This window comes from Bacteroidota bacterium (assembly GCA_020402865.1).
Lineage (GTDB): Bacteria > Bacteroidota > Bacteroidia > Palsa-965 > Palsa-965.
The window spans coordinates 393,681-420,030 of the sequence record JADBYT010000002.1; the positions used below are offsets into that span (position 1 = coordinate 393,681).

General features: G+C 48.5%; 27 protein-coding genes. 10 read left to right on the forward strand and 17 right to left on the reverse strand.

The features are described 5' to 3' along the window. Nucleotides 1-2 precede the first annotated feature (2 nt). The 5 genes from IM638_02750 to IM638_02770 form a co-directional block, all read right to left on the reverse strand. A complete protein-coding gene (locus tag IM638_02750) occupies nt 3-1,382 on the reverse strand; it encodes a pyridoxal-phosphate dependent enzyme (GenBank protein MCA6361926.1) in 1,380 nt (459 codons plus the stop codon). 72 nt (nt 1,383-1,454) lie between these two features. Further along, nucleotides 1,455-2,393 carry a HipA domain-containing protein gene (locus IM638_02755; GenBank protein MCA6361927.1) on the reverse strand — a complete coding sequence of 313 codons (939 nt, stop codon included), beginning with the start codon at nt 2,391-2,393 and terminating at the stop codon, nt 1,455-1,457. After that, the gene (locus IM638_02760) at nt 2,386-2,718 is read right to left on the reverse strand and encodes a HipA N-terminal domain-containing protein (protein ID MCA6361928.1); all 333 of its coding nucleotides are present in this window, start codon (nt 2,716-2,718) and stop codon (nt 2,386-2,388) included. Before IM638_02760 ends, IM638_02755 begins: the two co-directional genes overlap by 8 nt. A gap of 1 nt (nt 2,719) precedes the next feature. Next, complete coding sequence (locus tag IM638_02765; protein MCA6361929.1) at nt 2,720-2,932, reverse strand: helix-turn-helix transcriptional regulator; 213 nt, start codon at nt 2,930-2,932, stop codon at nt 2,720-2,722. 227 nt (nt 2,933-3,159) lie between these two features. Further along, the gene (locus IM638_02770; protein MCA6361930.1) at nt 3,160-4,407 is read right to left on the reverse strand and encodes an ABC transporter permease; all 1,248 of its coding nucleotides are present in this window, start codon (nt 4,405-4,407) and stop codon (nt 3,160-3,162) included. Nucleotides 4,408-4,485: 78 nt separating this feature from the next. Between IM638_02770 and IM638_02775 the strand changes: the two genes are divergently transcribed. From IM638_02775 to IM638_02785, 3 genes are all read left to right on the forward strand, one after another. Beyond that, nucleotides 4,486-5,697, forward strand: coding sequence for a DUF1343 domain-containing protein (locus tag IM638_02775; protein ID MCA6361931.1), 1,212 nt, complete (start codon nt 4,486-4,488; stop codon nt 5,695-5,697). Between the two features lie 85 nt (nt 5,698-5,782). Continuing rightward, the gene (locus IM638_02780) at nt 5,783-7,753 is read left to right on the forward strand and encodes a choice-of-anchor J domain-containing protein (GenBank protein ID MCA6361932.1); all 1,971 of its coding nucleotides are present in this window, start codon (nt 5,783-5,785) and stop codon (nt 7,751-7,753) included. Nucleotides 7,754-7,874: 121 nt separating this feature from the next. Further along, entirely contained in the window at nt 7,875-9,440 is a 1,566-nt protein-coding gene (locus IM638_02785) for a T9SS type A sorting domain-containing protein (protein MCA6361933.1), read from the forward strand. 72 nt (nt 9,441-9,512) lie between these two features. Here the strand turns inward: IM638_02785 and IM638_02790 are convergent, their stop codons facing one another. From IM638_02790 to IM638_02820, 7 genes are all read right to left on the reverse strand, one after another. Beyond that, nucleotides 9,513-9,899 (reverse strand): hypothetical protein, encoded by a 387-nt coding sequence (locus IM638_02790; protein ID MCA6361934.1) that lies wholly within the window; start codon nt 9,897-9,899, stop codon nt 9,513-9,515. Nucleotides 9,900-9,981: 82 nt separating this feature from the next. Next, nucleotides 9,982-11,181, reverse strand: coding sequence for a pyridoxal phosphate-dependent aminotransferase (locus IM638_02795; GenBank protein ID MCA6361935.1), 1,200 nt, complete (start codon nt 11,179-11,181; stop codon nt 9,982-9,984). 84 nt (nt 11,182-11,265) lie between these two features. Continuing rightward, nucleotides 11,266-11,661: a DUF1573 domain-containing protein gene (locus tag IM638_02800; GenBank protein ID MCA6361936.1), complete on the reverse strand. Its 396-nt coding sequence runs from the start codon at nt 11,659-11,661 to the stop codon at nt 11,266-11,268. A gap of 280 nt (nt 11,662-11,941) precedes the next feature. Then, complete coding sequence (locus IM638_02805) at nt 11,942-12,583, reverse strand: DUF1573 domain-containing protein (GenBank protein ID MCA6361937.1); 642 nt, start codon at nt 12,581-12,583, stop codon at nt 11,942-11,944. A 135-nt stretch (nt 12,584-12,718) separates the two neighbouring features. Then, nucleotides 12,719-13,114 (reverse strand): DUF1573 domain-containing protein, encoded by a 396-nt coding sequence (locus IM638_02810; protein MCA6361938.1) that lies wholly within the window; start codon nt 13,112-13,114, stop codon nt 12,719-12,721. Nucleotides 13,115-13,145: 31 nt separating this feature from the next. Next, nucleotides 13,146-13,748: a DUF1573 domain-containing protein gene (locus IM638_02815; GenBank protein MCA6361939.1), complete on the reverse strand. Its 603-nt coding sequence runs from the start codon at nt 13,746-13,748 to the stop codon at nt 13,146-13,148. Nucleotides 13,749-13,782: 34 nt separating this feature from the next. Then, nucleotides 13,783-14,283, reverse strand: coding sequence for a DUF1573 domain-containing protein (locus tag IM638_02820; protein MCA6361940.1), 501 nt, complete (start codon nt 14,281-14,283; stop codon nt 13,783-13,785). Nucleotides 14,284-14,426: 143 nt separating this feature from the next. On the opposite strand from IM638_02820, the gene IM638_02825 reads away from it, so the two are divergent. Together IM638_02825 and IM638_02830 are read left to right on the forward strand one after the other, a co-directional pair. Further along, nucleotides 14,427-17,048 (forward strand): valine--tRNA ligase, encoded by a 2,622-nt coding sequence (locus IM638_02825; GenBank protein MCA6361941.1) that lies wholly within the window; start codon nt 14,427-14,429, stop codon nt 17,046-17,048. Nucleotides 17,049-17,100: 52 nt separating this feature from the next. Beyond that, nucleotides 17,101-18,822, forward strand: a complete 1,722-nt coding sequence (locus IM638_02830) for a M1 family metallopeptidase (GenBank protein ID MCA6361942.1) — start codon at nt 17,101-17,103, stop codon at nt 18,820-18,822. A 4-nt stretch (nt 18,823-18,826) separates the two neighbouring features. Here the strand turns inward: IM638_02830 and IM638_02835 are convergent, their stop codons facing one another. Next, complete coding sequence (locus tag IM638_02835) at nt 18,827-19,585, reverse strand: YdcF family protein (GenBank protein ID MCA6361943.1); 759 nt, start codon at nt 19,583-19,585, stop codon at nt 18,827-18,829. A gap of 3 nt (nt 19,586-19,588) precedes the next feature. Then, nucleotides 19,589-20,686 (reverse strand): T9SS type A sorting domain-containing protein, encoded by a 1,098-nt coding sequence (locus IM638_02840; GenBank protein ID MCA6361944.1) that lies wholly within the window; start codon nt 20,684-20,686, stop codon nt 19,589-19,591. A 48-nt stretch (nt 20,687-20,734) separates the two neighbouring features. Between IM638_02840 and IM638_02845 the strand changes: the two genes are divergently transcribed. Next, complete coding sequence (locus tag IM638_02845) at nt 20,735-21,766, forward strand: aminopeptidase (protein ID MCA6361945.1); 1,032 nt, start codon at nt 20,735-20,737, stop codon at nt 21,764-21,766. A gap of 1 nt (nt 21,767) precedes the next feature. Here IM638_02845 and IM638_02850 read toward each other — a convergent pair whose 3' ends face one another. Next, on the reverse strand, nt 21,768-22,373 hold the full coding sequence (locus IM638_02850) for a hypothetical protein (GenBank protein ID MCA6361946.1): 606 nt from the start codon (nt 22,371-22,373) through the stop codon (nt 21,768-21,770). A 21-nt stretch (nt 22,374-22,394) separates the two neighbouring features. Here IM638_02850 and IM638_02855 point away from each other — a divergent pair, with 21 nt between their 5' ends. The 4 genes from IM638_02855 (at nt 22,395) to IM638_02870 (ending at nt 24,182) form a co-directional block, all read left to right on the forward strand. Further along, a complete protein-coding gene (locus IM638_02855; protein MCA6361947.1) occupies nt 22,395-22,733 on the forward strand; it encodes a hypothetical protein in 339 nt (112 codons plus the stop codon). Between the two features lie 39 nt (nt 22,734-22,772). Then, nucleotides 22,773-22,985 (forward strand): DUF2798 domain-containing protein, encoded by a 213-nt coding sequence (locus tag IM638_02860; GenBank protein ID MCA6361948.1) that lies wholly within the window; start codon nt 22,773-22,775, stop codon nt 22,983-22,985. A 4-nt stretch (nt 22,986-22,989) separates the two neighbouring features. Further along, complete coding sequence (locus IM638_02865) at nt 22,990-23,439, forward strand: hypothetical protein (GenBank protein ID MCA6361949.1); 450 nt, start codon at nt 22,990-22,992, stop codon at nt 23,437-23,439. 116 nt (nt 23,440-23,555) lie between these two features. Then, the gene (locus tag IM638_02870; GenBank protein ID MCA6361950.1) at nt 23,556-24,182 is read left to right on the forward strand and encodes a hypothetical protein; all 627 of its coding nucleotides are present in this window, start codon (nt 23,556-23,558) and stop codon (nt 24,180-24,182) included. An 80-nt stretch (nt 24,183-24,262) separates the two neighbouring features. Here IM638_02870 and IM638_02875 read toward each other — a convergent pair whose 3' ends face one another. Then, nucleotides 24,263-24,898: a hypothetical protein gene (locus IM638_02875; GenBank protein MCA6361951.1), complete on the reverse strand. Its 636-nt coding sequence runs from the start codon at nt 24,896-24,898 to the stop codon at nt 24,263-24,265. A 357-nt stretch (nt 24,899-25,255) separates the two neighbouring features. Next, nucleotides 25,256-26,332, reverse strand: coding sequence for a hypothetical protein (locus IM638_02880; GenBank protein MCA6361952.1), 1,077 nt, complete (start codon nt 26,330-26,332; stop codon nt 25,256-25,258). Nucleotides 26,333-26,350 lie beyond the last annotated feature (18 nt).

Sequence of the window (26,350 nt, forward strand, 5' to 3'; positions counted from 1 at the left end):
GCTTACACCATTGCACGCATAATGTCGTGGCGGGTGATAATGTAGGTATTGTCGGTTTTAAAATCGCGCACAAGTACAGCGGGATTCTCGGCGGTAATCATGCCAGAGAGCGATTCAACCGGGGTGGAGCTGTCCACAAACGGAAACGCAGGCTGCATGAGTTGGTCGAGTGTAAGCTGCTTGGCTTCGGGGCCTTGCATGAGTTTATTTACCACGATTTGCTCGCTGAGTGAGCCCACGATGCGGCCGCCGTCGGTTACCGGAATCTGCGAGTAGTCGTTGGCGCTCATAATTTTTGCCGCCGTTTCAAGCGTATCACTTACTGAAAGCGTTTGCAGCGGCGCCGATTTTACTGCGGCCACAAGGTCGTTTGCCGTCATGCCGGTGCGGTCAAGATATCCTTTCTCGCGCATCCAGTCGTCGTTAAACATTTTACCCAGGTAGCGTGTGCCATGATCGTGGAAAATAACCACTACCACATCACCCTCTTTAAAATTGTGTGCAAGCTGCAAAAGTCCGGCCATAGCCGAACCGGCAGAGTTACCTGCAAAAATGCCTTCCTCGCGCGAAATACGGCGGGTCATCACTGCCGCATCTTTATCGGTTACTTTTTCGAACTGATCAATCAGATCAAAGTTTACATTTTGCGGCAGAAAATCTTCACCAATGCCTTCGGTTACATACGGGTAAATTTCATTTTTATCGAAAATGCCCGTTTCCTTGTATTTCTTAAACACGGATCCGTAGGTATCAATGCCCCAGATTTTGATGTCCGGATTTTTTTCTTTCAGGTATTTTGCCGTGCCGCAAATGGTGCCGCCGGTGCCCACGCCTACTACAAGGTGCGTGATTTTACCTTCGGTTTGTTCCCAGAGTTCGGGGCCGGTACTTTCGTAGTGCGCCTGTGCATTTGAGGGATTGTCGTACTGGTTGGGTTTCCAGGAGTTTGGTACTTCGCGTTCGAGGCGCGATGACACGGAGTAGTAAGAGCGCGGATCTTCAGGGTCAACGTTTGTGGGGCATACAATTACTTCGGCACCAAAGGCTTTCAGCGCATCTACTTTTTCTTTCGATTGTTTATCGGTAGTGGTGAAAATACATTTGTAGCCTTTAATAATGGCTGCAATAGCCAGGCCCATGCCGGTGTTGCCCGAAGTGCCTTCGATAATGGTTCCGCCGGGTTTCAGGCGGCCGTCGCGTTCGGCATCTTCAATCATTTTCAAAGCCATACGGTCTTTGATGGAGTTGCCGGGGTTGAATGTTTCAACTTTGGCATACACTTTAGCCGCAGTGGCGTTTTTGGTAATGTTGTTGATGCGTACCAGAGGTGTTTTACCTATGGTTTGAAGAATGTTTTCGAAAACAAGTTTTTCGGGTGTCACAGTTTGGCAGGTTTTGGAACGGGGCAAAGGTAAGGTTTTAGCCCCGGTGTTTAAGTTGTTTTCCTGCTCTTTTCATAATCCTAATCTGGCCATCCGAGTTTCAATTAATTCGGCAAACTGTTGTTGCATGGGGGGGCTTAGGAAACTCCGGCTTATACATTCCAGCCATGCGTTTTTTGCACGGCTCATTTTTTCGAATATGTTTTCCTGTTGTTTGATGTTTAGTTGTGCGTTGTGGAATGCCGCTTCAAAGTCGCTTCGTTTTAGTTTTGTTTTCCGCGCATTTAGTGTGAGCGCCGTTTCTTCCTTATCATCAGGATTCACAAGCGTGGTGGCCACAAGATCGTATGCGGGCGACAGCACAAATTCTCCTCCTTTGCGTTGCAGCAGCGAAAAATTTTTCAGGTGCATATCGGCATTGCCTGTGAGAAAGCTAAACAACACAATCTCATAGAAATTCACAATGTCAAGTCCGGGCTGAGCCGAGTATTTATTTATTGCTTTTGCAATCTGTTCGTAAGAGCCTCTGTATTTATGCTCGGTTAAACGTTCGGTGAGCTGGCACATGTCTTCCATGTGTACCGTTTCTTTTTTGCTTCTGTCCACACGTTTTGTAATGTAACTGAGTTCACCCGATTGCAGGCGAATCAAACAATGCGGTACGGTAATTATTCCTGCAATTTCGGCAAGGTGCATGGTTACATCTTCCACCTCGGGCAGTTGCGGATAATATTGCGCAGGTGGTTTCAGAATATAATTCCCCCACAAACCCACCAATGTGAGTTTTCGCACGCCTGTTTCGCTTTTGCCGATATTGAGCGATAGTTTGGGCTGCACACCGGTTACGGTAATCTGGCTTTTGATAATTTCTTCGGCTAATTGCTGCATATCCTCTGCCGAGTATTCAAGCTGCGGCGGAATTTCTGTGCCGAACATTTTCTTGCTGCACCGCGCATGAAAATCGGTTTCGCCATTTTCTAACAACTGATAACAATACAAACATTTACGCATTGCCTGCAGTTGTTAATGGGTGAACGGAAACTGCACCAATACAATCCTTGCAGCAGGCCAGCAACAAGCCCATTCTGTCGCGCGGATTGAGTTTCCAGTTTTTTTCGGCAATATCCAGTAACCATCCTTCAGGAATCAGTCCATCGAAAAAAGGGAAAAGTATATTGCTGTTAAATGCTGCTTTTTGAAGCGGAAGTGTTTTGCTTATTGGCACAGCCGAATCGGAGAGGAGGTAGTTTTGGTCGTACACAAACAGGTATCCGTTCTCATCTTCGGTGAGAATTCCTGCGCGCTTATCGCCAAATTTTATTTCGGCCTGCCTCATGCTAATCTTCGTTTCCGGTATTGTCTGCTTTTACTGCACCTAATTTCAAACCAAACAAACTGAGCACCTGATTGATCTTGTCTAATCTCAGCGTTTCTTTGCCCTGCTCCAGATCGCGGATAAAACGCAGCCCTACACCGGCTTTTTTCGCCAGTGCTTCCTGTGTGAGTTTTGCAGCCTTTCGGTGCTGTTTCGTGAGCGCTCCTAAATTCATGTTATACCTGATCGGGTATAAAAATAGTAAAAATTATTCGTATTATACCTGATCGGGTGTAATATTTTCTATAATCCCTTAAACTATACCTGAAAGGGTATAATTTAGTTAAATTCCGTTCTAATTATACCTGAACAGGTATAGTTTTATACGTGCGGGATCATGAAACTGCGTCGCATGATTTATTACCACAAACAGGTAAACGTATGCGAAACGGAAGTATAAAATCAGCTGAAACGAATGGCTTTTACCGGCGAAATACGGCTTACTACCAGCGCCGGAAGCAGCAGCGCCACCTGGCACAGTACAAAAGTAGCGGCGTTCACGGCCAGCACCTGCCACCATTCAATATATATGGGTACAGCACTGAGGTAGTAGGAGGCTTCGTCGAGTTTGGCAATGCCGAATTGCTTTTGAAGCAGGCAGAGTCCGAGCCCGAGCACATTGCCAATGAGTATGCCCCAGCCAATGAGCCGCGAAGCGTGCATCAGAAACACGCGCATAATCTGTTTGTCGGCCGCACCCATGGCTTTTAATATTCCAATCATTTGTGTGCGGTCGAGAATAAGAATGAGCAGCGCGGAGATCATGTTAATCATGCTCACAAACAGCATGAGGGCAATAATGATAAGTGCATTTACATCAAGCACATCCAGCCACGAAAAAATCTGGGGCGTGAGTTCGCGGATACTCTCGGCATATAAATTTACATCTATTTCTGTGCGTACCTGTTCGGCGGTGGCTTCAAGCTGGTTGAAATCATTTACAAGTACTTCAAAGCCGGCTACTGCATTTCGGCTCCAGTTGTTGAGTTTTTGTACCTGACGAATGTCGCAAAGGATAAAGCGATCATCGAATCCGTCGGTTAATCCGGTTTCGTAAATGCCTGCCACAGTAAACGCGCGTTGGCGTGTGGCATTCTCGCGCAGGAAATACATTCGGAATTTGTCGCCTGTATTCAGTTTCAGCTTGTTGGCAATTACGCGCGAAATGAGCACTTCTGTAGATGTCGAATCAGCCTGTGCAGGCAGCGAAAGCAGGCGGCCTTCACGCAGGTTCTGGCTAAAAAAGCTCCAGTCGAAATCGCGGTCAATGCCTTTCAGTACCACGCCCGAAAGCTGATCACCTGCTTTAACAAGCCCTGCCTTGGTGGCATACACCTGAATATGGCGTATGTTAGGCTGCTGCTTCAGGGCTTCCACGCTGGGCTGAAAACGGTTCAGCGAGTCGGCCTCCAGCGATTCATTGCTGTCGTAGCCGGTAATCTGAATGTGTGAGCCAAAGCCGATTACCTTTTTTCGGATTTCGCCCTGAAAGCCATTCATCACCGCCAGCGCCAGAAGCATTACCGCCAGTCCTACAGCAATACCGCCTACCGCTACGCGCACAATAGGCCGCGAAATGCGGCCTGAGGCAGCAGCCTGAGAGGTCATGCGTTTGGAAATAAGCCGTTCAAAAAGCCAGCGTTCTGCCATACGCGGGTAAAAATACGGTTTATCGGTGCAGAACGACGTGGGCAGGTTGCACGATTCTTGCTACTTTTCGCCATGCAAATGCGTGTACCTTTTTCGCTTTTCCTGATAATGCTCTTTATTCCTGCTGTTTATCAGGCCCAGATTACCATATTAAGTAAGCTCAACGTCGAAAAAACAGATGCCGATATACGTAACGGCGCCGAACGTGTGGAAGTATGGAAACCGCTGCTTGAAGGCAAGTCTGTAGCCATTGTAGCCAATCATACTGCACTCATCGGGCAAACCCATTTGCTTGATACCATGCTTCGCAGCGGTATTCGTGTAAAAAAAATCTTTGCACCTGAACACGGTTTCCGGGGCATGGCGGCCAACGGCGAAAAAGTAGCCTCCACTAAAGATGCCAAAACCGGACTGCCCGTTATTTCGCTCTACGGCGAGCATAAAAAGCCTACTGCCAAAGACCTCAAAGGCATTGATATTGTGGTGTTTGATATTCAGGATGTAGGGGTGCGCTTTTACACGTACATTTCTACGCTCACGTATGTAATGGAAGCCTGCGCGGAGCAAAAGAAGAAACTGCTTGTGCTCGACAGGCCCAATCCGAACGGGTATTATGTGGACGGGCCGGTGCTTCAGCCCGAGTATAAATCGTTTGTGGGCTTGCATCCGGTGCCGGTTGTGCATGGTATGACTGTGGCCGAGTATGCCCGCATGGTGAACGGAGAAGGCTGGCTGGCCGGGGGCGTGAAGTGCGACCTGAGCTGGGTGAGTTGTGAAGGATATTCGCATACCGACTGGTATCAGCTGCCCGTGGCTCCTTCGCCCAACTTGCCCAATATGACTGCCGTGTACCTTTATCCTTCACTCTGTTTTTTCGAAGGAACGGTAATGAGTGTGGGGCGGGGAACTGATTTCCCGTTTCAGGTAATCGGGCATCCCGATCTGAAGCAGGCGCCGTTTACGTTTACCCCTTCACCCCGCACGGGCGCACCCAATCCGCTTTACAACGGCCAGCTCTGTCACGGCCATGATCTGCGCGATTTTGCAATGATGTATGTGCGTGATTACCATAAACTCTATTTATTCTGGCTTATGGGAGCTTACAAAGACATGCCAGACAAGGAAAACTTCTTCAATCCGTTTTTTGAAAAACTGGCCGGCACACCAACATTTCGGCAGCAAATTAGTGCAGGAATGAGTGAAATGGACATCCGTAAAATTTGGGAGCCTGATCTGGTGAAGTATAAATCGGTCAGGAAAAAATACCTGCTTTACAAGGATTTTGAATGAGCCGGAACTAAGGGCTGGTATTGCCTGAGTTTAAAAACACTAAATTTGCGCCAGCAAACATTAGCCTAACCAAAATTACCTTAGAATGAAAAGAACCCTTACCCTACTGGGTTGTCTTGCGGCAACCCTGTCACTGAATGCGCAAATTATTTTTCAGGAAGATTTTGATGGTATTGGCGGACCCACAGCGGGTGGTGCCGGTACCTATACTTTTCCTGCCGGATGGTTGTTGCGGAATGTAGATAACCTTGCTCCTGATGCGCAGGTAAGCTATGTAAACGATGCCTGGGAACGCCGCGAAGATTTTGCCAATAACGTGGCTGATTCAGCAGCATTCAGCACATCATGGACAAGCCCTGTAGGCATAGCCAACGACTGGATGTGGACACCGCTGATCGGGCCGCTTCCTGCAAACTGTATCCTTAAATGGAACGCAATTACCTATGACCCGCTTTATCCCGACGGATATGAAGTGCGTATTATGACTGCCGCACAGGGACCTCCCACGGGCAGCAATGGTGTAATCGGTAATCAGATTACAAATTCAACCAGCATTTTCAGCATTGCAGCCGAAAACACCACCTGGACAGCCCGTCAGGTAAGTCTTGCGGCTTATGCAGGACAGTCGGTGTACATTGCAATCCGCAACAACAGCAACAATATGTTCGTGTTGCTTATTGATGATGTAACTGTAGAAGTACAGGTAAATCATGATGCAGAAGTAACCGTGGTGGATACGGTATCGGCTTACACGCAGGTGCCGCTTTCGCAGGTTACAGCGATGCCTCTGGTGGCCAATATCCGCAACAATGGTTTGCAGGCTGTAACCAATGTGCGCCTCAAAGTTGATGTGCTCAACAGCAGCAACACTGTAGTTTATACTACAACAAGTGCACCTCAGGCCTCGCTTGCTGCCGGTGGTGTGGCTACCTTCAACGCCGGGTCATTTACTCCTTCGGCCAACGAAGACTATGTGTTCCGTTTCAATTCACTCATTAACGAAGCCGACCAGATTGCAGGTAACGATACCGACTTCTGGGCATTCAGTGTGTTTGTAAACGATTCGGTATATGCGCGTGATAATAGTACTGTAATCGGCGGACTTGGTATTGGTGCCGGAAACGGCGGTTATCTGGGGCAGAGCTTTACTGTAAATACTACAACAGTACTTACTTCGGTTACGTCATATGTAACAGCCGGTTACACGGGTCGCCCGTATGCACAGGTAATCTGGAGCACATTGCCCAACGGTACACCCAACACGATTATTGGCGGCACCGATACCATTACCTATCCCGACGACAGTGCCCGTGTTTACACAATTGACATGGCCGCCGATCTGGTGCTTAATCCGGGCACCTATGTGGTTACAGCCATTGAGTTCAGCGGCGACAGTACGGTTCAGCTTGGTCAGACTGCAGATATATTTACCAACCGCACAGTTTGGGTAAACTGGCCCACCACACCGCTTGGTGGCTGGGGTAATGTAGAAGCATTCGGCAGTCAGTTTGCACGTACACTTGTGCTGCGTCCCAACTTCGGCCCCAACTGCATTATCAGTCCGCCTGCCGCATCTGCAAACAACAATACGCTTGCATCATGTGGCGGCTGCAACGATGGTGAAGCTACTGCTTCGGTAAGCGGTGGCGCTGCTCCGTTTACCTACCTGTGGAGCAACGGCGATACCGGCATGGTAGCCGACAGCCTGCTGCCCGGCACTTACACTGTAACCATTACCGATGCCAACGGCTGTTCAGACACCGCTTCGGTTCTTGTAAACTTTACCACGGGTATCACCGAAGCTGCTGTAAATGGTATTCAAGTATATCCGAACCCCAGCAATGGCGAGTTTGCACTCGTGTATAATTTTGCCGGTGCAACGGATGCAACCATCACCATTACCAACGTGCTTGGCGAAACCGTATTCAGTGCACAGGAGCAGGGAATGCTGAAAGGCAGCTATCCTGTTTCGCTCAAAGGTTATGCGGCCGGCGCTTATCTGGTGCGTGTGGTAACAGCCACAGGCGTTCAGGTTGTTCCGGTTCAGGTGCAGTAAGCGACTTTATCCTATTTTTCACGGCGCGGCTGCAGTTTACTGCAGCCGCGCCGTTGTTTAAACCTTTGCCCCGCTGCGTCGTTTAACAAATTCAACCAGAAAGTTGTAATTTGCCTGGCACATGAAAAAAACGCTTCTCCTCCTTGCGCTTCTTACGTCGGTATTCACCTATGCGCAGGCCCCCACCTGGGCAAATGATGTGGCGCCCATCTTCTACAACAACTGCACGCGCTGTCACAACCCAAGTGGCATTGCCCCGTTTTCGCTCATGAGCTATGCCGATGCGATGCAGGTTACGCAAAGCATCCGCGCTTCGGTGCAAAGCCGCAATATGCCGCCCTGGCCGCCCGATCCGGCTTATCAGCGTTTCACGCACGAACGCCTGCTTACCACGCAGGAAATACAAACCATTGTAAACTGGGTCGATAGCGGCTCGGTGTCTGGCAATCTTTCACAGGCGCCCACGCCTCCGGTTTATACCGGCATTTCGCAAATGCCCAATCCCGATATGGTTTCGCAAATGCCACTCTACACCGTAAACGCCTCGGCCGATTTGTACCGCTGCTTTGTAATGCCCTCGGGGCTTACAAACGATGAGTTTGTGACAAAAGTGGAAGTACTGCCCGGCAACCGGAGTATTGTGCATCACGCACTTATTTATCAGGATGTAGCCAATACCTGTGTCAATCTCGATAATGCCGATCCCGGCCCGGGATACACCAGTTTTGGCGGTGTAGGCTCGTTTACGGCTACGCTTGTGTTTGGCTGGGTGCCCGGACAGGAAATGTATGAACTGCCGCCCAACATGGGCATTCGCCTGCTGGCCAATACCAATATCATTATGCAGATTCATTACCCTGCCGGCACATTCAACCAGCTCGACAGTACACAGGTACGATTTACTTTCGCAAACGGTACAGTGCGCGATGTGACACTCAACCCGGTGCTCAACTACTGGTCCACACTAACCAACGGTCCGATTAACATTCCTGCAAACGCCACACGCACCTATCATGCACAATATGCCGTAAATGGCGATGTAACTTTGCTTACCGTGGCTCCGCACATGCACCTGATTGGCCGCACCGTAAAATCATACGCCATTGACCCCAACGGCGATACCATTCCGTTTATCGACATTCCCGACTGGAATTTTCACTGGCAGGGCTTTTACAATTTCAGGCAACTGATTCGTGTTCCTGCCGGCAGCGTAGTGCATGCCGATGCGTTTTACGACAACACCAGCAATAATCCGTGGAACCCCAGCTCGCCGCCACAGCAGGTAACTGCCGGTGAAGCCACAAACGACGAAATGCTGGTAGTGTATTTTGCCTACATGCCCTATCAGCCGGGCGATGAAAATATTATTGTCGATTCAGCGGTGCTGGCAGGTACTGATCCGCCTCCGGCTATTGCTACGGTAGTACAATCGCCGCAGTTGTATGCGCCTTATCCGGTGCCTGCAAACGGCCCGGTAAACTTTTCGTTCTTCATCCCGCAGGCAGGGCGTACCACGCTCGAAATTGTGGATGCACTGGGAAGAACCGTTGCTGTGGTAAAACAAGGTGAACTTGCTGCCGGACATCATCAGGTTAATTATGATTTAACGGCACTTGCTTCGGGGAACTATTTTGTGAGGTTGCAGCAAGGAGAGGCTGTCAGAACAAAGCCACTTATAAAGAATTAATCAGATTTTTTCAGTTAATAAAGAAGGCGAATCAGAATGATTCGCCTTCTTTATGTGAATTGTTTTAATTGTTTATTGTGATGATTTTCTAAATTCAATCAAAGAAATTCCGGCCACAATAAAAAACTCCCCCACAAAATAAAGCATTCCCCAACCCGTAATTCCCGGTTGAAAAAACAGCATCCACACATTCACCACAATTACATACAACAAATTAGCTGACGCAATTATTCGCATCAATAAACGCCAGGATGCAGGGAAGCGCAGATAACACACAAACGAATACACGGCATACAATGCAGGTGCAATGGCAAGCAGATAAAGTGTTTGTGCGGGTACGCCAAAAAATGTTTCGAATTGTGCAAGCACAACACCGGTAAGTAAGGCTGTGACAAGTGCGCCAAGGCTGTCGGCAAGAAATAGTTTTTGGGGATTGATTTTATGCAGGATTGTTTGCATTGGAGACATATGAGTAGATTTCAGATGTGTTTACAGACTGCATAGTTGCAAAAAAAAGGCCGCCTAATGGCAGCCTTTCGGGTTAGTTTGTTCGTCCGGGATACACTTTTAATGCGGCATCCAGGCATTCCATCGCATTCTTTAAATCGTCTAAATTTAGTACGTATGCAAGGCGTACTTCATTCGTACCTGCGCCCGGTGTGGAGTAGAATCCGGTGGCGGGTGCCAGCATTACCGTCTGGCCGTTGTGGTTGAATGATTCGAGCAGCCACTGACAGAATTTATCGGCATTGTCAATGGGCAGGCGGGCAATGCAGTAGAATGCGCCGCTGGGATTGGGACAAAACACGCCTTCCATTTTGTTCAACGCTTCGATGAGGAAGTTGCGGCGGGCGGTGTAGTCGGCCTTTACTTCATCGAAGTAAGATTGCGGTGTGTCGAGTGCCGCTTCGGCGCCAATCTGTCCGAATGTGGGCGGGCTAAGGCGTGCCTGAGCAAATTTCAGTGCGCCGGCCATTACGTCTTTATTCTTCGAAATCAATGCACCGATGCGTGCGCCGCAGGCACTGTAACGTTTTGAAATGGAGTCGAGCAATACAATGTTGTTATCGGCTCCGCTGAGGTGCATTACCGATACGTATTGTTTACCGTCGTAGCAGAACTCGCGGTAAACCTCGTCGCTGAGCAGGAAAAGATCGTGTTTGAGCACAAGTTCCTTGAGGGCTTCGAGTTCTTCGCGGGTGTAAAGGTATCCGGTAGGATTGCCCGGATTGCAAATCATGATGCCCTTGGTTTTGGGCGTTACTAATTTTTCGAATTCGGAAATGGGCGGAAGCGCAAAGCCGTTTTCAATGCTTGAGCGTATAGGCTTCACCACCACATCGGCCGCGCAGGAAAAGCCGTTGTAGTTGGCGTAAAACGGTTCGGGAATAATTATTTCATCACCTTCATTGAAGCAGGTCATCATGGCAATTTCAATCGCTTCTGAGCCGCCGGTGGTAATCATAATATCTTCCATTTGCACCGGCATATTGAACGACTGGTAATAGCCGGCCAGTTTGCGGCGGTAGCTTTCGATACCGGCCGAATGCGAATACTCGATTACCTCAATGTTTGAATTGCGAATGGCGTTGAGCATCACCTCGGGTGTCTTAATGTCGGGCTGGCCGATGTTGAGGTGATAGACTTTACGGCCTTCGCGTTTGGCCTGCTCGGCATAAGGAACCAGCTTGCGAATGGGTGAAGGCGGCATGTGATCGGCCTTCGCAGAAATTTTCGGCATAATGAATTTGCGCTTTTTTTGACGAAATGCCCGGTGCTTTCCGGGCGTCGCCAAAGTTCGGCAAAATTTTGTGCCCGCCGCCTTTTACTTTTTGTTTTTTGGCTTTAATACCACCGCTTTAAACGTGAGTCCAACCGGACTGTTTACTGCGTTTGAGGTAATTACCACGGCGCGTTCCTGCCTGTCAATGGCACTTTTTGTGTCGAATGTAACCACTACACTGTCGCTGGCATTGGGCAACACCGGCTTTTTAGGGAAATCTACAGTTGTGCATTCGCACTGCACATCGGCTTTGGTAATAATCAGCGGCGCATTGCCGGTATTGGTAAATACAAACGCATGCTTTACAATTTCGCCCTGACGAAGAAAGCCGAAATTGTATTTGGTTTCCTTAAAACTCATTTGCGGGCCGTTGGCCGGTTTGGGTTTGAAGGAAAGCAATAAAAGCAGAATCGGAAAAGCAAGAAGTCGGATACGCATGACTCAAATTTACAGTATTCTTTTGCAACAATCCGGCCAGAATCAATCATTCGCAGCTTACCAATGAATCACTTCAATTATTCCTGAACGATTCCGTTTGTGTAAACCTTTACTGCGCCGCACGATGTTCTGACGCTAATTGAGCTCGAATTTTCTTGCCCGATATTGCGTTAAAACAAGCAACCGGCAGAATTATAAGCAAAGATCTGATTATGTGGTATAATGAAACAAGGGCGTTGTTCATTACAAACAACGCCCTTTCGTGGGGATGTAAAAACCGTTATTGCTTGGGTGTGGCAGTTGTTGTTTGAGTTGCTTTAACCACTTTCTTTTTGGTAGAAGGAGCCGGTGCTGCTTTTGTGCTTGCCGCAGCTTTGCCCGAAGGTTTAGCTGTGGTTGATGACGGCTTGGAGGCTGTAGCGGGCGCGGGTTTTGCTGTGCCGGTGGTAGTTGCCGGTGTGGTTTGTGCCGGTGCGGGTTTCACATCGGCATTTTGTTTAGGGGCCGCTTCCGCGCCGGTTGTGGCGGGGACTTTTACTTCACCTTTGAGGTGCAGAATTACATCGCCGTCGCGGTTGTTTGATACGATGGTGATGGGTTTTGACTGAATGCCGGATTTGCCGGCGCTGTTGAAGGTAACGGTAATGGTGCCCTGTTTGCCGGGAGCAATGGGGGTTTTGGGATATTGCGGATCGGTGCAGCCGCAGGTTACTTTTACTTCGGTAATAATAAGTGGCTGTTTACCGGTGTTGGTAAACACAAATTCACGGGTTACTTTATCACCTTGTGTAATGGTGCCGAATTCAATTGTTTCCTGACGGAATTCCATTACAGGAGCGTTGGGGTCGAGGCTGGCGCTTGACTGTGCTTTAACGGAAGCAGCGCCAACAAGAAGAAGTGCGAGGGTGAAAATGCGTTTCATGTGAAGTTGTGTTTAGTTGCTTTTGTGTTTTCGCAAGGATCAGGCCAGAAATTGTTAATCGTACAATTTTACCACAAAAAAACGGGCCGCAACAACCCATGTGCGACCCGTTTCCTGAATTTGAGATGTGCCGGTTTACGGCAGTACATTACCTTTTATCTTCACTTCAAAAGGAGTGAGGGCGGCGTTTGTTTGCACCATTATCTTTTTGTCAAACATGCCCACCCGTGTGGATGTGTCATATTTCACTTTAAAAGAGGCCTTTCCGCCGGGCTGAACAGGTTCTTTACTCCAGCTTTCAGGCAATATGGTGGTACAGCCGCACTGTCCTTTAATGCTTTCAATCACAAGCGGTGCGGTGCCGGTGTTGGTGAACTTAAATTCACAAACGGCTTCGCTGTCTTTACGAATGTTGCCCATATCAATTACCTCTTTTTCAAAGGAAATGGCGGGTGCATTTTCCAGTTTGGGCGCACCGGCGCTGATAGCCAGACCGGCAGCGGCAAAAAGGAGGAGAAGTGCTTTTTTCATGTGATCGTTAAGATCAAGAGGTGTGCCAGAGTTAGAAACCACCGCCGGTGTTTACGGGAGCGCCGTTAGCCGGTGTTGTGCCCGGAGCCGGGAACGGTGTTTCGGCCGGAGGAGCTTCAACCACGCCTTTGATTTTCAGAATGGCGGGAGCATCTTTACCCTGGAACATTACAGTAACCTGCTTTTCGAACGGGCCAACGCGCTGGGTGTCGTAACGTACCTTAATGGTTACTGATTTTCCGGGCATAATGGGTTCCTTGCTGTATTCAGGTACAGTGCAGCCGCATGAACCCGTGGCGCTGGTGATTACCAGAGGCTCTTTGCTGGTGTTGGTAAGGGTAAAAGTACAGTAAGGATCAGCCCCTTTTTTGATGGTGCCGTAATCGTGAATGGTTTTGTCGAATTTGTAGCCCTGATCGGTAGTTTGTGCCGGAGCAGATGCGGTGGCTGCCGGTGCCGGTTTGGCAGTAGTAGCGGCCGGAGCCGGCTTAGCGGTGGTAGCTTTTGCCGGAGCGGGTTTGGAGGCGGTGGCAGTAGCCGGTTTTTTGTCGGCAGCTGGTTTGGCGGCGGGAGCCTGTGCACTGGCTACGCCAAAGGCTGCAGCTACAAGTGCAATGGTGAAAATGTGTTTCATGACTTGGATTTCAGAAATGATTGTGGTTTATACGTTAAAGTTTGGGAGTTGCTTTGGGAGCCGGAGCAGCAGCCGGTGCTTTGGGTGTGGCGGTGGGAGCGGGAACCGGTGTGGCCGGCTGAGCCTGTGCTCCACCTTCAACCATACCTTTCATGTGCAGCACAATAATTTTGTCGCTGTCGTAGGTAATGGTTACTGTTTTGTCCTGCTGATTGAGTTTGCTGGCGGAGTTGAAGGTTACTTTGATTACACCTGTTCCACCCGGTTTAATGGGTTCTTTCGGATATTCGGGCACTGTGCAGCCGCATGAGCCCTGTGCATTATTGATAATGAGGGGTTCTTTGCCCGTGTTGCGGAAGCGGAACTCGTGGGTAACAACTTCGCCCTGCTTGATGGTGCCGAAATTAAACTCCAGATTATCGAAAGTCATTACCGGAGCGGTAGGACGATCCATAGTTGGAGTGGAAGGAGCCTGAGCCAGAGCGGGGGTGGCAACTCCAAATGCAAGAAGGGCGAGTAAGAAAAGCTTTTTCATTTTGTGACTGGTCAGCTAGTGTGGTTTTCGATTCAGATTTACAGCCTAAAACAGCATAAACCGTGCCAGAAATAGGCCGAAACAGGCGTAAAATTGATTAGTTTTGTGCTCTTTTAAAGTGCTATTTAACGAAGGTAATTACAATGCAGGAAATTCCCAAAACTTACGAGCCGCAACTGGCAGAAGAGAAATGGTATAAATGGTGGATGGATAACGGCTTTTTCCGTTCTGTCCCCGATCATCGCGAGCCTTACACCATCGTCATTCCCCCGCCCAACGTTACCGGGGTGCTGCACATGGGGCACATGCTCAATAATACCATTCAGGATGTGCTGGTCCGTCGGGCGCGTATGCAGGGGAAAAATGCCTGCTGGGTGCCCGGTACCGACCATGCCTCCATTGCCACCGAAGCCAAAGTAGTAAAGCTCCTGGCCGAACAGGGCATCAAAAAGCAGGATCTTACCCGCGATGAATTCCTCAAGCATGCCTTTGCCTGGAAAGAAAAATATGGCGGCATCATTCTCGAGCAGTTAAAAAAGCTGGGCGCATCGTGCGACTGGGAACGCACCCGTTTTACGATGGAAGACGACCTGAGCGAGGCCGTTCTTGAAGTATTCGTTCGTCTTTACGAAAAAGGCCTGGTGTATCGCGGGCACCGCATGGTGAACTGGGATCCGGCGGCGCTTACGGCGGTTTCGGACGAGGAAGTAATTATGAAGGAAACCAACTCGCGGCTTTTCTACCTCAGCTATCAGGTAGAAGGCAGCGAAGAACGCATAACCATTGCCACCACCCGCCCCGAAACCATTCTGGGCGATACAGCAGTAGCCGTTCACCCCGAAGATCCGCGCTATGCCCACCTCAAAGGGAAACGCGTACTGGTTCCGCTTATTAACCGCGCGGTGCCGGTTATTTTTGATGAATATGTGGACCGCGAGTTCGGAACAGGTGCGCTCAAGGTTACGCCTGCGCACGATCGCAACGACTACGAACTTGGCAAAAAGCACAAGCTCGAAACGCTTGATATTCTCAATGCAAACGGCACGCTTAGCCCTGCAGCCCAGCTTTACGTGGGGCAGGATCGCTTTGCGGTGCGCAGGCAAATTGCAAAAGACCTTGAAGCGGCCGGCCATCTGGTTAAAACCGATGATATCCGCAACAGCGTAGGGCACTCCGAGCGCACAGATGCAGTAATCGAGCCACGCCTCTCGCAGCAGTGGTTTGTGGATATGAAAGGCCTTGCCGGTCCGGCGCTGGAAAATGTGGTGAACGGAAACATCCGCCTCATCCCCGACAAATTCATCAATACCTACAAGTATTGGATGGAGAATGTACAGGACTGGTGCATTTCGCGGCAGCTCTGGTGGGGACAGCGCATTCCTGCGTGGTATCTGCCCAACGGGCAGCACGTGGTGGCCATGAATGCTGAAAAAGCATTGGAGAAAGCCAAAGCAATTGATGCAAACCTCACCGCGGCCGACCTCAAGCAGGACGAAGACGTGGTAGATACCTGGTTCTCGTCGTGGCTGTGGCCGATTTCGGTATTCGACGGATTTAAGGATCCGAACAATGCGGATATCAACTATTACTATCCGACCAACGACCTCGTAACCGCGCCCGAAATCCTGTTTTTCTGGGTGGCGCGTATGATTATGGCCGGTTACGAGTTCCGGGGCGATCTGCCTTTCCGCAATGTGTACCTTACCGGTATTGTACGCGACAAGCAGGGCCGCAAAATGTCGAAGTCGTTGGGCAATTCGCCCGATCCGCTTGACCTTATTGAAAAATATGGTGCCGATGGTGTGCGTGTAGGCATGCTGCTGAGTTCGCCGGCGGGCAATGATTTGCCTTTCGATGAGTCGCTTTGCGAGCAGGGCCGCAACTTTGCCAATAAAATCTGGAATGCCTTCCGCCTCATCAAAGGCTGGACGGTTGATGCGTCGGCTGCACAGCCGGTGGCGGCCGCTGCGGCGGTTGAGTGGTTTGGCGCACGTATGCAGCAGCAGCTTGCCGAGATTAACGAGCATTACGCCAAATTCCGTTTGTCGGATGCGCTGATGAGTACCTACAAATTGGTGTGGGACGACTTCTGCGCGTGGTATCTCGAAGCGGTGAAGCCCGAATTTGTGGACGGACAGCCCAAGCCGGTTGATGCGAAAACGTACAACGCATCGCTCGATTATCTTGGGCAGCTTATGAAAATGCTGCATCCGTTTATGCCTTTCCTCACCGAGGAGCTTTACCACCTTATGGGTGAGCGCGGTGAGAAAGACGGCATCATTGTAGCCGAGTGGCCGAAGGAGGCCGCATTTGATATAAAAGCCATTGAGCGTTTTGCACAGGCATCGGAAGCCGTGTCGCAGGTGCGCAATATCCGCAACCAGAAAGGTCTTTCGCCAAAAGAAAAACTGCAGTTGCAGATTAAAGGCGCGGCCGATGCGCAGTACGATGCGGTAATTGAAAAGCTGGCCAACGTGAGCATTTCATTTACCGATGCCAAGCCCGAAGGTGCCGTAAGCTTTCTTATAAAAGCTACCGAGTACTTTGTACCGCTGGCCGGAAGCGTTGACCCCGAGGCCGAGAAAAAACGCCTTACCGAAGAGCTTACCTACAACAAGGGCTTTCTCAAATCGGTGCAGGCCAAGCTGGCCAACGAGCGTTTTGTGGCCAATGCAAAGCCCGAAGTGGTAGAAGTAGAGCGCCGCAAAGAAGCCGATGCAATGGCCAAAATAAAAGCCATTGAAGAGCAGCTAACCCAACTCTAATCATTCACATAAAATCCCGGAACACTTTGTGGCCGGGATTTTTTATACTGCGATGAAACAGGTTCAATTTCTTTTTCTTGCCCTGAGTGTGGCACTGCTGGCCGGATGCAGCGTGTTTGGCGTGCACTTCAATATTCACAACCCCAAACGCGCAGGTAAATTCCCCGAAAAAACACCCGCCCGCGCTCTGTTCGGCGAATCCACACCGGTCAGAAACAGTTACGATGTAACGCACTATGACCTTACCGTTGATTTTGGTACGGATCCGCTGAAGGAAAAATCAATTTCCGGCACGGTCATCATCACCGCAAAAACAGTTGCGGCTACCGATTCATTTCAGCTCGACCTGAAAGAAAACATGCGGCTCATTTCGGCCGAAATGCGTATGGATAAACAAGCAGAGTGGTCAACTGTACGCTTTTCGTGGAAGTACAATACCGTGTTTGTGAAGGCCGATCGCGTGCTGGATGCCGGAAAAACACTGCAGATCCGTCTCAACTACAGCGGCACGCCCGACGAAGCAAAACGTCCGCCGTGGCGTGGCGGCTTTGTACGCAAGCGCGACGAGCAGAAACGTCCGTGGATGGGTGTGGCCTGCCAGAGCGAAGGCGCCGGAATCTGGTGGCCCTGCAAAGATGCCATGAACGATGAGCCCGACTCGATGAACATTCACCTCATTATCCCGAAAGGATTAACCGGTGTAAGCAACGGCCGTTTTACAGATACTGCATCGGTAAATGCCACACAAACGCAGTGGAACTGGAAGCTGAGTTGCCCCGTCAATGTATATAACGTGACGTTTTACATCGGTAAATTTAAACTCCTTCACGATACCTACACAAGTGCGGTAACCGGAAAAGTACTCGAACTCAATCATTATGTATTGGATTATAATTATGAAAAGGCAAAAGTGCATTTCACGCAGGTGAAAGAGCATATTGCGTTTTACGAAAAACGTTTTGGTGCTTATCCGTGGTATGAAGACGGGTTTAAACTCGTGGAATCACCTTACGCCGGCATGGAGCATCAGAGTGCAATTGCTTATGGAAACGGATATAAGAATCAGTTCGGATATTCATTCGATTATATTATACTTCACGAAACGGCACACGAATGGTGGGGCAACAGTGTAACTGCCGCCGATCTTGCCGATGGCTGGTTGCACGAAGGTTTTGCCACCTATTCCGAAGCCTTGTTTGTAGAGCATAAATTCGGTAAAGAGCGGTATCAGAGTTACCTGCTCAATCAGCGTATGTTTATTATTAACCGTCGCCCGGTGGTGGGAGAAAAAGGTATCCGCTACTTCAATTACAAAGACAGTGATATTTATATGAAAGGTGCGTGGATTTTACACACACTCCGAAGCAGTATTAACAACGACAGTGTATTTTTTGATATCATCAAAACATTTGCCACCCGTTACTACCGTTCTGAAATTTCATCGCAGCAGTTTATTGATCTGGTGAACGAAAAAACGAAAAAAGACTACACACCGTTCTTTGATCAGTACCTCAACAACCGTTTTGTGCCTGAACTAGAATATTATCAGGACAGCGAATACATTTATTACCGCTGGAAGAAAACCAATCCCGGGTTTAACCTCTCTCTGCGTGCGAAAGGGCTGATTAAGGGTGATGTACTTACACCTGCTTCAAATGAAATTAATTGTACACCTATTGACTTCAGAACGTTTGAGGTGCAATGGAAAAAGTATCTCGTGAAGCCGGTAGAGAATAAGAAGCTGAAAGGCCAGTTCGAAAAGCAGACTAAATAGGCTCTCAGATATAGCCCGAAATTTTGTAGCTGATGCAGCCAAACCATTCGTGCAGCAACTGGTTCCAGCCTTGCATTACTTCGGCTTCGGGCAGCAGCAGGTAGTCGGGTTCGAAACGCATTGGCCCGCCGGAATAGCGGTCGGCCGAGTAGGGTGTAACCTTTATTCCTTCATGCGCAAAGCAGGCCACTGAGCGGCGCATGTGAAAGCCTGAGGTGATGAGCAGATAACGCCCGTTTCCACTGCCCAGCAAGGGTTTGGTGAATGCGGCGTTTTCGTGTGTATTGCGCGATTTGTTTTCAAACACAATGGCTGAGTCGTTGAGTTTTGCTTTTACTAACCAGCTTTGCACCCAGTTTGCCTCGAGCTTGTCAGGATGTTTCAGACTGCCTGAGCCGCCGGTGAAAATGAGTTTGGGCGCCACGCCTTTGCGCAAAAGCTGCAAGCCCTGAAAAAGCCTGTCGCCGCCGCGGGTAAACTGCACACGGTCAAGCTGCTCATCCCACGCGCTGGTGCCGCCAAGTACAATAATGGCATCGTATTGCTGCGCCGCAGGTTCGGGTGTGGCCGGAATTTCCCAGGCGCGCATTACAGTATCGAGCACAAAACGGTTGCTGAACAAATAAAGCACCAGCACCCCGGCAAACAAAGCCCTGCGGCGAATATGCGCTTTCTTGGTTAGCAGACTCCACACCAGCAGCAGCATGGCCCAGGTAAACGGAAGCAGCAGAAACGAAAGTATTTTGGAGAGGACGAAAAACATAGTTTACTGTGTGCGTATGATGAGCTGACTTCCCGTTTGGCCTGCTGCGGTGATAATGCGCAACTGATATGTGCCGGGCTGAAGTGCGGATGTATTGATGTATGTAGTTGAAGTGAATGAAAAACCACTTTGCACTAACTGATTTTGAAGTGTGTAAAGCTGCCACGTGTAATTTGCTTCGCCACATTGCAGCATAAGTTCGTCGGCAGCCGGATTGGGACAGAGCGTAAACGTTGTTTCCTGCGGCTGCAAAGCAGAAACAGAAAGTGCCGCAGGAATATCAATCGTGTAAAGCTTTCCACCAAAATTAAGCAGCACTTCATCGGTAAGCCAAAGCAAACTGTCGGTGGCAAACACCACGGCTTCTTTCTGTGTGTAAGGTGTCATGGTGAAACGCGTTACATTGCCCTGAAAGAAATTATCGCCGGTGAAATTGCGGAAGAGGTAAATGTTGAATTCGGAGAAAAGCACCATTTCTGTGCCTGCGGGACTGATGTCGGCCGAGGTGATCCACTGCTGCGTATTGAAGCTGTCAACCGGCATGAGGCTGTACACACCAGCCGTATCGGGCATTTTGTACATGCGGCAGTAGGTGGAAGTACCGCGGTTTTTTGAAAACACATAAAGCGAGCCGTTGAAATGAAACATGGCCTCGCAGTCGAAATTTTGTCCGGCGGCAGGCGGCGGAAAGGCGGTCTGATCGGCGAAGCTGAATTCGATAAGCTGCGGTGTAATGCTGTCGGTTGTGATACTTTGGGGCGGGGGAATTTTGTAGATGCGCAGATCCTGCCGGTTGTTGGCGTTGTTGCCAAAATCGCCGAGGTAAAAATTGCCGGTATTGTCCTGCGCGAGGTCTTCGCAGTCGTAGGGCGAAACGCCGCGCAGGTGCAGGCTGCGGCGGATGGTGGCTGTAGTGTCTATCTGATACAGCGTGCCGGGATCGCCGCTGTCGTTGTGCGACCAGAGGCTGGTGTCGCTCACAAATTCAAGGCCTGATGATTCGCTGAGTGTATCGGGCAGCAGGGCGCGGAGTTGCGGCACTACCGGAATCTGCGCCTGAAGCACAAGCGGAAAAAGAGCAAGAAACAGCAGCAGGCGCATACGCGAAATTAAGCGAAAAGCGCAGCCAAAAAACAGCATCTTTGCAGTATGCGCATCCGCAAATTTTTTCTCGTGCTGGCCGATCTTCTGTTTGCGCCGCTGTTTGTGTTTGCGCTGTTCAACGTATCGCTGCTGGTGTATGGCGTGAAGATGGGCAACGGGCAGCTGACGATTATCCGCGAAGCGCGTCCGATTACTGAAGTGCTGGCCGATGCGGCTGTGCCGGATTCGGTGAAAAGTAAACTGCGGCTGATACAGGAAATACGCGCCTTTGCGTTTGACAAGCTGGGGCTCACGCGCAACGACAATTACAGTACGTTTTACGACCAGCAGGGCAAGCCGGTAATTTATGTGGTAACGGCTTGCGAGAAATTCAGTTTGAAGCCGCACCGCTGGAGTTATTCGCTGCTGGGTAAAATGCCTTACCGCGGTTTTTTCGAGAAGCCGCCAGCCGAAACGGAAATTGCACGTTTGCAGGCAGCCGGCTACGATGCCGATCTGGGCGGCGCGGCAGGCTGGTCCACATTAGGCTGGTTTAACGATCCGGTGCTTTCGCAAATGCTGCGCTACTCAGAAGGCGAGCTGGCCGAACTCATTATTCACGAGCTTACGCATGGCACTATTTTCGTGACAAATGATGTGGAGTATAACGAGAACTTAGCCAGCTTTGTAGGCTGCAAAGGTGCCATCGCTTTTCTTGCGCAGCGTTACGGCATTAACTCGCCGCAACTTGAAGCTTACAAGCAAAGCCTCATTGACCAGCGCCGCCGCGAAAAATTTCTGATCACCGCCGCGCAGCAGCTTGACAGTTTGTACAACACTTTTCCGGCGGTGCCCGACACTGTAAAATGCCTTGCCCTGCGCAATGAAGCTTACAACCGAATCTGCGCCAAAGCCGAAGCACAAGGCGATACAATTTACGCCAGGCGCCTGCGCAAACGCTTTGAAAAAAGTGGTAACACCGTAGTGATGCACGCCCTGCGTTACGGCGAGAAGCAGGATGATTTTGAAACGGAGTACAGCCGCTTTACCAATGTGGCGATGTATATACAGTGGCTGAAAGAGAAATTCGGGAAGTAGTTTACTTCGCCAAACGCAACACCGGCGAGCCATCCAGTCCAATCTTCACATCGGGCGATTCGATGGTGGTTTTTACGGCCATGCCTTCGCTGTTGCCAATGCGGAACGAGATCGTTTCGAGGTTGCCGGGTGTGGTATATACAAATTCATCGGCCGGATACATGTTGCCGTTTTCGTCCTCATCCATTTCGGCACCCATAAAAAAGCAGGGGCGCAAATGGGCTTCGCCGCGGAAAGTGGTTTGCTTACCCGATTCTTCGCGGCAGGTGAGGTTGAAATTTACCGATGAAAAAGTATTTCGCTTAATGATGAGCTGAATGGCGTACTGTTCGGTTTTGCCGGTAAAACGTTCGTTCTGGCGCGAAACCCCGGTGGGCAGAAAAGCGGTATCGTTGCCGTCGATGATAAACAAACTGTCGATAAGCGTAACCGTTTTTGCACAGCCGCTGTTTGCAAGCTCGTTGAGGAAAAACAGCGAATATTTTTCGGGGTGCTGCACCACTACCTTTGTGGGGGCATTTTCGGTATAATACGCAACCGAAAACGGAGCCGCTGTCAAAAGCAACGCCACGGCAGACAGTACGGTAATAATTTTTGTAATTTTCATATCCGGTTTAAACTGCATAATATGTACGAACACAAACGCCAACCGCTTGCCCCGCGACAGATTTACTATCAACGAATATACCGAAATCTGGCGTGGAGCTGTTTTTTTCTGATTATTTGTCTTGGCATAGGCATTGTGGGTTATCATTTTACCTGTAACCTGCCGTGGATTGATGCGCTGCACAATGCATCCATGATATTATCGGGTATGGGGCCGGTGGCTGAAATTACCGGCAACGGCGGAAAAGTGTTTTCGTCGCTGTATGCAATTTTCAGCGGTGTGGCATTTATTACCAATATTGGTGTGCTGCTTGCGCCGGCTATTCACCGGTTCTTTCACCGGCTGCATGTGGAAGAGTAGGTGTGTACACCACAGGCTTTACTTTACCTTTGTATTGGTATGAAACCCGGAATTCCCGAATTGAAATTTGCAACGCTAATGAGTTTTTTCACCACACTGGTGGTTACGCTGGTGCTGGTGAGTGTAAATTTCGGCTGGCGTGAGGGCTTTTTACTGGTGTGGCTGCGTTCGTGGCTTATAGCGTTTGTGCTGGTGGGTATTTCTATTCTTTATCTGGCGCCGGTGTTGCGTAAATGGCTGGCCAAAAAATAAACGCATGAAAACACTCCTTTGCCTGTTTCTTTTCATCGTATTCAATTCGTGTACGCAAACCAATTCAAATACGGTTTCGGAATCTTCTGCCATGCGCCCCGATAAATTGAAAATAAGCTGGGGTGGAGATGTGTTATTTGCAGAGAACGATACATTGTATCTGATGGGTTATATAAACGAAACCGACACCATTAAATCAATCCGGAAAATGAAAATAGGTCCCGCGCTTTTCGATTCACTTGTGGCTGCCTGTCGTCAGCAAATTTTCCATCCTTATACCGGCGATTTAACGCGAAGCACTTGTTTTGCAGGCACCACAATTCGGATATCTCTTCAGTCGGGTGCCGCAATGCAAAGTGTGGAATATTTTTACCTCACCGATCAGGAGCAGCTTCCGCCTTCGTTGAAAGCGATTCGTAACAAGATGCAGGCACTTAAAAAATCCATGCGCTGACCTGAATTTTTGGGCTTTTTGTGTGCATGAAACGTAGTGAATTACATAAATATTCAGGGAGTTCGCTTTAATGCGATCTTCACCTTATACCTGCCACATTCGCTTAATTTTACTTCATGCAATTCAAGCCATTTCTTCTTGCCAGCCTGCTTGCAGCCTTTACATACACTGGTTGCGGCTTTGTGCTGAACAAAGCAATGGGACTGAAAAAAATGAAGCCGCTTTCCGAAATCCGCATTCAGCAGGCCGCTGCTGCATTTGGAATTTCGGCTTCAGAAACGTATGTGCTTGATACATCGTGGCGCACAAAATTTTCGGAAGGCTTAAGCCGAAACGGCGAGCCGGTAAAAAACGAACAGCATAAAAACCACCTGCAACCGCTGCAGGCAAGCTACTACAACAGTGCAGGCCAGCTGGTGTCGTTTCAGATCAATTGCTATGCGGGTGGTTTTCCTAATCTGAACTGGACGCGCGACAGTATTTTCGACTCTTTTCCGCCACGCCTGCAAGCGCCTGTGGATACGCTGCTCACCTGCGCCGAACACCTGAGCTATATAAAGCCGTTACCCGGCAGCAAGCCTCCCCAAACGGGTTCCGGGCACACGGTTGTTATACACTGGACACGTTTCATGGGCCGCCAGACGGCTCTTTTTCTCGAAACCGTGCGTGAAAATTTGCGCAGGAAGGCCCCCGCAGAAACAATGGTGATCTATGTGAATTGCGATAATTTGTATGTAGAATAATCAGTTGCAGAAATACAAACACAAAATACGCTCACCCCCATTTACCTGAGTAATGAAAACGATAATTAAATGATTGTAACTTACTTTTCAAGCAAAAGCATACCTTCTAATTCCCCGTTTTTGACACTTAAAAGCGCATTCAGCACAGGCGCGTTATTATAAGAATCATCTTTCCAGGTATATTGATGCAGATAGACAAACGTATTCACCGATTCCTCGTCTGCATGTTTTGAAATTATCATCATGCAAGTACGGCGTGCAATAGAAACCCATATTTCATCAGTATTCAGAATCCGATGCGCTTTTTGCAGATGTGCTTTACTCAAAATCATTTCACTCGAAAATGTATTTCCTGAAGCAGTTAGGATTTTATCCGGTCCTAAATCCATTTCATCAAACGCATAGTCGAGTTCTTCCAAGTTGATACAGGCTTCCTCAAATGCTTCCTCTACAGTGCGGCCGTTGAGATTTTGTGGCGTAAGAAATACAAAATTATCTGGCGCATCAAAGCCCAGCGCAATAACAAGTCCTTTGTTGTATGCCGTGCCTGTAAATGGTTTGTGAATTGCACCCGCCTTAATTCCTACCCAGTCGTCGGGTTTAAGTATCGGATATAGTCTATTAGACTGCCCGGAAGCAACCTGCTCAATATCTCGCTGCACGTTTTTATCAGCCCCGGGCGTGCTGACACCGAAAAATCGTTTGAAAAATGTCATCGTATTGTGTTGGTCTTGAGATTATTTTAAATTAACCTTTGGATTTGTGAAATTCCATTTTGCACCATACTCTGTTTGTTATTTTATTCGGATCATCTCCGATATATACTACAAAAAAACGTCTTGTCTGTTAATAAGTAATCGCGTGAAAAATTTAAATAATTAAACAGGCTCTTACTTAATTACAGTAGAACTCATTTCAAAATTATCATGCTGGCTTTTTCACTGTGTCTGGTTTCATATCCTTTTTTTGCCTATCCCAACAATTCTGTTGGCAAAACAAAGCGCTGCGAAATGATATTCGTCATATCAAAAAATACTTGGAAAAATCTCGAAAACCAATTTTTGAGATGAGTTCTAAAAATATTCTCTGTCTATTTCAACCCAATCTGGTGTTATTTTTTTTGAATTAAGTATGAGTGAATGATTTTGAATCTGTGCCGTGTCGTGATCGGGTAACTCGGAAAAAAACATTGCCTTTTCCGTCTCATAATATTTCGCATTATTCATAAAAAGACCATTGCATGTGCCGAGCGACTCAGCACTAAGCCAATTTATTCCATAGGTTACTTTCAGGTAAAACAATCCATGCGGAATATTTGATAGTATAAATGTTTGGCCAGCTTTTATATATATAAATCTAACACAAACGTCAGTTTCTAAATCAATCAATTTCAATGCTACATTATCAGTTCCTTTTACAGTAACACGAAGGTGGTTTACACTTTTACCCTGCAAGCCTTTAATACCGTAGCATGCGGGGAAGTCACCGGTTTTGGGCTCAATTAAGCTTTGACCGGATGAACGCAGGGCATAATCATAACTATTAATCGTACTGTCAAAATTCCTGCGCTCAGCTAATTTAAGTATGGAATCATTGATTTTAATGGGATTAGCTTTACGATAATTATTTTGTGCCTCTATTACTTTATTGAAGCTGTCAATCCGACTCATTAGCGGCGAAATATCATTATTCACTACTCTTTGCCTAGCAAGTGATAAAACAGTGGGTACTAAAATTGAGAGCGCAAGTAGTCCGAATACTACTCTTACAAATACAGTGCTTCTGCTCATCCACCTCCAAATGGTTAACTTTTTCTCTAGGCCAAGTATCGCTTCTACTAAATACTCATCATTGCCAGCCAGTTTGATGAGTGGAGGTATGAAAGGACGTATATCCTTGTTATCCAGCACTTCCAGGCAAAGTAACAGATCTTCAATTATAAGCGCATTTATTCGTTTATTACCTGAGGCAAGGAGTAAATTTAGAATTGGTACTGATAGAATTACGCTCAGTGAATTTAAAACATAATCTGAGTGAATGACTCCCGGGGCTGAATTAATCCTTTCTTTTAATTCACGGCATTTTGATAATAGTATTTCTGGAGTTAATTCTACAGCCCTCATGCTTTGGTTTTCAAATTCAATGCTCATTTTTAGGCTTTTTTATTC